Annotated in this window: 4 protein-coding genes and 1 pseudogene; 2 read left to right on the plus strand and 3 right to left on the minus strand. The window is 55.9% G+C overall.

Annotated features, from left to right (window positions below):
* Window positions 1–12 precede the first annotated feature (12 nt).
* Both ACXJKO_RS28945 and ACXJKO_RS28950 read left to right on the plus strand, forming a co-directional pair.
* A complete protein-coding gene (locus tag ACXJKO_RS28945) occupies window positions 13–528 on the plus strand; it encodes a DDE-type integrase/transposase/recombinase (protein ID WP_457094492.1) in 516 nt (171 codons plus the stop codon).
* Window positions 529–554: 26 nt separating this feature from the next.
* Window positions 555–791 (plus strand): annotated as a pseudogene (locus tag ACXJKO_RS28950) (integrase core domain-containing protein); the annotation flags it as partial.
* 614 nt (window positions 792–1,405) lie between these two features.
* On the opposite strand, the gene ACXJKO_RS28955 reads toward ACXJKO_RS28950, so the two are convergent.
* The 3 genes from ACXJKO_RS28955 to ACXJKO_RS28965 all read right to left on the minus strand — a co-directional run bounded on the left by ACXJKO_RS28955 (window position 1,406) and on the right by ACXJKO_RS28965 (window position 4,968).
* Complete coding sequence (locus tag ACXJKO_RS28955; protein ID WP_457094489.1) at window positions 1,406–2,425, minus strand: sensor domain-containing diguanylate cyclase; 1,020 nt, start codon at window positions 2,423–2,425, stop codon at window positions 1,406–1,408.
* 570 nt (window positions 2,426–2,995) lie between these two features.
* Window positions 2,996–3,358, minus strand: a complete 363-nt coding sequence (locus ACXJKO_RS28960; protein ID WP_457094490.1) for a hypothetical protein — start codon at window positions 3,356–3,358, stop codon at window positions 2,996–2,998.
* A 443-nt stretch (window positions 3,359–3,801) separates the two neighbouring features.
* On the minus strand, window positions 3,802–4,968 hold the full coding sequence (locus tag ACXJKO_RS28965; protein ID WP_457094491.1) for a hypothetical protein: 1,167 nt from the start codon (window positions 4,966–4,968) through the stop codon (window positions 3,802–3,804).
* Window positions 4,969–6,416: the final 1,448 nt, after the last annotated feature.

A 6,416-nucleotide genomic window follows, 5' to 3' on the forward strand; every position in this document is an offset into this window, starting at 1 on the left:
ACCTGGAGCCGGATCTGTCCCGTGTTGCGGGTGTGCCGGATCGCCACCGCGTGGGAAGTGATCTCAGCCCTGGACGAGGCGGTTCGGCAGTTTGGAAAGCCAAAGATCATCCGGGTCGACCAAGGCTGCCAGTTCACCTCGCGCGAGCTGGACCTGTGGGCCTATTCCTATGGGGTGACGCTCGACTTCAGCCGGCCGACACGGATGTTGTCGAATAGCCCCTCTTTCGGATCAGGCCGGCTTTTCCACAGGTTTGGGCCGGATCCGGGTGCGCCACCCTTTGGTGAAGTCCTCATAAGCCGCTTACGCAGCTTCAACGCGGGTTCGCTCTTCCGCGCGTTTGCTTGGAATGTTGTAGTCGTAGGCGCTGCCGCGATTACGGATCCGCGCTCGCAGCGCATCCGGGCTAGTCGCAGGGGCGGCCAGATAACGACCTCGAACTCGCGGTTCATGTCAGTGCGACGGCCTGCCCGCACTTGCGTGCTCCCGGTGCCCCGAGGCCCGGATCACCCCAGCTTAATCAACTAAGGCTCGCCGGCCAAAGGGGCACCGGCCCCAATATGCCGGATAACGCGTATATCGAAGCGTTCAATGCACGAGTTCGCGCGGAATGCCTGAACCAGAACTGGTTTATGGATCTGGACGACGCGCGCCGGAAGGTGGAGGATTGACGGGTTGAGTACAACGAAGTGAGACCGCATAGCGCCATCGGTGATAGGCCACCGATGGTCTTGCTTCACCAGGCCTTAGGTGCGCCTGAGGCTATTCCAGGACCGGAGATTCTCACATGATCCGGTCCAACTTCCGGGAGGAGACCATTGCTTAACATATCCCTGCCGCCAATGGATCTCTCACGGGGTCTAGCGCACCAGCTGACGCGAAGACAAGTTTTGTCGTCTTGGCAGACGCGACCACTCCAGCGTCGCAGAATGGAGGTTTACATACCGTCTATCTTCTCAGTACCCGCAATCCGGTCGCGGTAGATCCTGCTCCTAAGGGAAGCGCTGAATATCTGGTCATTCTTGAGCCGAGCCGAGTCCATAGCATCCATGCTCTCCCGCGGGACATGGTCCACGCACGTCTTGTCGGGGCCCTGAAGCCTAATGGCGACATCCTTTTGGAAAGCAGCTTCTATAACACGGGCCGATTGGGAACATCGGTCGATGTCATGACGCTCGGTTCGTCCTATCCGGCAGGCGTTGAAAGGCGTCTACTATGACGGCGGTGATAATCCTAGAGCGCCATGCGAACGCCGTGCTGCCACCGTTCTGGACTATTCCAAGGGCCATCTTCGGACAGAATCGTTCAAGCGATCTTGTAATCGATGAATTCTAAGCTGCTGGCGATCTGCGCAGCATCAGACATTTCATGCGAAGGAAATGCTCATTGGTCTCAGGTTTTCGTGTCATGCTACCACATAAACGGCAACACGATCGCGGCCCGCTCGTTTGGCCTGATAAAGGGCTGCATCGGCCTGCCCAAGGAGGGTTTCTGTGTTCTTGAGGCTCTCACGGCCAGCTGTTGCCACCCCAATGCTGACTGTCACAAACCCATTGATGCCGCTCGGATGCGGGATCTCAGCTGAAACAAGCGCCGCTCGCGCCAGTTCTGCAACATGCAGGGCTCCTGCACGATCAGTATCAGGCAGAAGCACGGCGAATTCTTCTCCGCCATAGCGCGCGGTTAAATCATCAGGGCGACACGGTAGTTCCGACAGGACTCTGGCAAAGCGCTGAAGCACTTCATCACCAACCTGATGCCCACAACGGTCATTGAGAACCTTGAAGTAATCGAGATCCAGCATCAGGAGCGACAACGGGCGTCCCGTGCGCTGAAGTCGACGCCAGGCTCGTAGGAGCGTAGCATCAAATGCGCGGCGGTTGGCCAGTCCGGTCAGGGCGTCGGTTTCTGCAAGGCGCTCCAACTCCTGATTACGCTGCCAAAGATCAAGTTCATCCATTGCAATAGCGCCAAGATCAATCAATGGATCTAGGTTGAACCCGTTTTCGGATTGAGGATTACGCTTGAGAACACACAGGGAGGCCACGGCCGCACCCGTCTCGGTCAGGAGTGGGACACCTGCATAGAAGCGAAATGGAAGGGTTTGGACGACCGGATGCCCTTCTAGCCGCGAATCGGATTTCATGTCCCCGACCACAAGCGGCCTGCCAGAGGCAATAACCAGCTGGCAGATGGTCTGATCGCGACTGATCCATGGAGCGATGCCATCGCCCTGAACCGATTTCATCCATTGATGGCGATCATCGACGAAGCCTAAAAAAGCGACGTCAGCCTCGTAGAAGTCCGCCGCGAGCCGTGTAATGCGGTCAAATCTTTCATCACGAATAGTGTCGAGGATCCCGCAGTTGAAGAGAATGTTGACCCGCTCTTCTTCATTGGAGGGGAGGGGAGGCTCGGCGAACACGTCAGAGTTCCATTTCAGTCGCTAAGAAAGATGTGTCTCCTTACCGCAAGAGAAGGCGAGCTTCCACCTCTGTTGGAGAATCATTTGATTGCGTAGGTGCACACGGGTGTGAGTGAGATCAAAAATTGAAATAGGCAAAGCGTGCCGAAGCACGATAAGAAGCGCGCTTTAGTCATCCTTCCAGGTCCGCTCGGAATACAGCGCTGATATTCATGGGGTTAGACATCCATTCAGTTCGAAAGTTAGCCAACTTGTCCAATGACGTTTCCGGAGGCGCTTCACTGGATGTCGGTGGAMTTTACTTCGGGTGCCGACTTTTCTCGGTCCCAGTCGACTGGGCCTGGTCTAACCGCGACATTCCAACGTGCACCCGCCCTGTGCGGGATCAGATAGTACGGCCTTCCTATCCGAGAAGAACCCTGCATGCCCTGACGTTGAACAGCCTGGGACACCAATCTCTCGCAGAGAGGCTGCCAATGGGGACCTGCCCAAGATGAGAAGATCAGATCAGTAGACTGTGAGCGGGATTGGCCAGCAATGCTGACAGCGGCTATAAACCGCCCATGACTTCTAGGCAGCTTGCTTTGTCGAGATTACAGGAACCATAAGATGCTCATATGGTCCTAGTCGCTCAGCTGCAGCTTCGAGCCGGCCGCGAAAACGCAGGTGGGCTTCATTGAGGAGCCTGAGCTTCCTAGAGGTAGGTTGAACCTTTCCTCTTCGTTCGACGACAATAGCCGCAGCCGCGCCATACAGATCATCAGCAGCTGCTTCGATGCCTGGATTACGTCGAAACAGGCTGAGTGCACTAACCAGGTGACTGGTCAGACAGCGCAAATCGGCTACATCAGTGCTCCTCTCAACACCTGCGATAATCGCAGCAATTGCTCCCAGCTTTTCACTGACAGCGTCGGCCAGGTTTCTGTATTCCATAGGCTCATCGTCCCGAAAACAACACATGACAGTTGTGTTATCGATTGGGAAAGGATGCGCGGGTATAGTTAACGAAGCCTTACCGCCTCTCCTGCAGGCACTATTTATCGAATTCTGGTGTGTCACGGGTTCGTGCGATGGAGACGCGCTTCGGCGAAGTCCTCACGGTTGGACACGCGAAACGGAGGCTGGCAACAAAACTTAATTAATTCGGCATATCACCCGCTCAACATCCCTATGAGAAACAATGAAGCACAATAGGCCAGGGTTCTTCAGTGAGATAGGGCGGCTGTTATCATTGCAACAGGGCCTGATGACACGCTGCGTTGCGAGCGATCTGTCTGCCTTCGCTTCTGCCGAAAGGGAAGCCTTCCGTCCCATAAGCGATTATCCATGTGTATGTAAGGCCGAGACTAGCCTCCACGGACGGGCTCAGGCGCGAGCTAGGCTTTCGGAGCCAATCGAAAACCTGAGTCATGTCGGTCAAGATGAGGCTGATCCAGATTCAAATTCCCGAGCTTCCAAGACTGAAGCACAACCTGCGTTTTGCCGATGACCTTGGGTTTCACGCCGCCTTCGGTAACGCGCCTCACCGTCAGGAATTGGCCGTCCCAATCAAGGACAACCCGATGGTTCGGCTCAAAGCCAGCTGCATCCCAACAATCTCGTGGCAGCCGGATCGACGTATAGAACCGGTGCRCATTGTTTACATCAGGAATGGATTTTACCACAATGGATTCGCTTGCGACGGCGGCATCGTGAGGAGTGCTCGAGCCGACCGTCGGATGGCGGCCTCTTGCCATGCGCTTCGGAGAGGGCGACTTCGCAGGCCGAATTTCAGGACTGGCGGCCGGTTGCTCAACAGGCAATTCGATCCGCGGCAGGTTCTCAACTCCGATCTTCTCGACAGGCGGATCCTGAACGGGTCGAATCGGCAGAGCTGTTGAGGCAATCTGCTGTATGCCTTGGGCAAACTGCGTCGCCGATTGATGGAGAAGTTGGCCCAAGCCAGCAATGGCTTCTGTTTGTTGAGCCTCGATCTGGATGAGCCGATCCAAATGTCGAGAGATCACGTCCGCGGCCTCTCTGAGCCCTCTGAGATCAGAGGCCAGTCCCACGAACGCTTGAATGACCTCAGGCGACACTTGAGGCACAGGGATAAGTTGGCTCTGAGCCGTTGACGGCGTCGCGCGGGCAGCCTGGGGCTCCTTCGGGCGGAAAACTTCTGCGGCAAGGGCGGCGGGCCTCCCGAGATGACGCGCCAGAATGTCGRCCGTTTCCTGATCCCGCTTGTCGCTTGTTCCAGCCCTTCTCTCAGAAGTCTGCCCCGACGACGTCAATCCAGATCGGCTAGTTTCGAGCGACTTGCGAGGCTGCGGCACACTCTTCGGCTTGGCCAGACAGGTAGGGCAGAGATCATCGGCACGGCCTCGTCCCAAGAGCCAGCCGCGGTCTCGGAAGTAGCCCTTCACGATCTGGTCGCCAACTGCCTTGGTAGCTTCGTACGTTTCGAACCTTGCACAGGTCGAGCACCGGACCGAGTAATGGAATTTTGACATCGCACCGCTACGGGTGACATGCGGCTCAAACTGGCGCGCAAACGCTGACATTGTGAATAACCTATGGAACGGTGTTTCTAAGATACCGCCGGTGTCCTCATTGGACTTAGGGACTATATGCTCAGGGAATTGAGGCGCTGTTTCGTTCTGAATTTAATATCGGAAGTCCAAATGTCCAATACCTAACCGCGGTCTCTAACGGCAACGCCTCGAGAGCCGTCTCGTAGCATTGAACATAAAGGCTTTCAAGTGATTGTCACCCGGGTAACCATGATGCCTTGAGCGTTTTTCTTGCGTTCATACGCAGCTTATTACGACGCGTGCCGCGGCTTGTAGTCCGCTCCCTAAAGTCGCGATTGACCTCAAGTATAGCATTTGGCAATTCGGGGGCAAGACAATGAGCTAGAAGAGATACGGTGCGGAAAGTGCCTGTGGCAAGGCTGCAGCGGGTTATATGCTCGCTGCGCACGGGCAAATACGTGATACAGCCGTCGATCCCCCGGCGCGATGGAAAAATAATCTCTTCGCAAAGACGCTCCGAATCCGTCGCCGCAAAAGCAGTCTAACTAAGCATTTGAAATCGCTTCCATGTGAAGCGTCTTATTTGCCTTTCACTGTCACGCAATGACTCTTGCGCAAAATGGTTCGCAAACCTGCCACCCGGAAAGGGCAGACCACCCGCCACTTCCAAGTCAAAGGCCTCCGCACAGATCACGCGCGCGCAGAGGCTTTGAGATGACTAAAGGATCTCCCGATCTCGTCGGTATGATCAAGCCCTTGCGCGGCCAGCGAGTGTTTTGCGCCATTCCAAGGCGGCTTTGTTGCGCCGAACGATGACAAGCCGAAAAACATAAGCTGCCAATGTTAGGCCCGCTGCAATCCGCCACCACCGTGTGTCCCATGTAAAATTGAGTTCTTGCCACCCTATTAGATTGCGAAACGGTTCCTCAAAGAGCATCATGAGCAAATACGAGGCGAAGAAGATAAGGGAGGCTGCTGCCCCCGCGGCAAAGAATTTTGTCCCAAACATAGATGTCTCCCGCATCTCAAAACGTGCAAACTCTTCGGATCTGTCCGGAAGGATTGCTCCAGTATGGTTAACGAATGCCTGCGCAAAGCTCGGTTAGGTCAGGGTAAGGCGGTCCTATTAGTGGAGGATCCGGCCACAAGAGCAATCAACTCCTCATCCGGTGCAGAGTTGCCGGCCTCGAAACTGGACGAACAACGTGGCGTGACACGACGCATTACAGCTCGGTCGAGATTGTCATGCCAAGGCTGCGGCCGAGGCAGACCTGTCACGCAGGGGCGGAGTATGCCTGGCTGCGGCACGCGGTGGCTGATCTGACCATAGACAAGGTGAACCTGAAGGAGTCCGCTTCGGGAAACTGGTACGCCCCGCCCGTCGCGCCGACATCGAGCACGTGCGATCCAGCCTGAAGTGGTCTGAACGAAGGATCGCCGCGCACTCGGACAGCATCTCTCCACGCAAAACCTTGTTC

Source organism: Microvirga sp. P5_D2, from assembly GCF_054049475.1.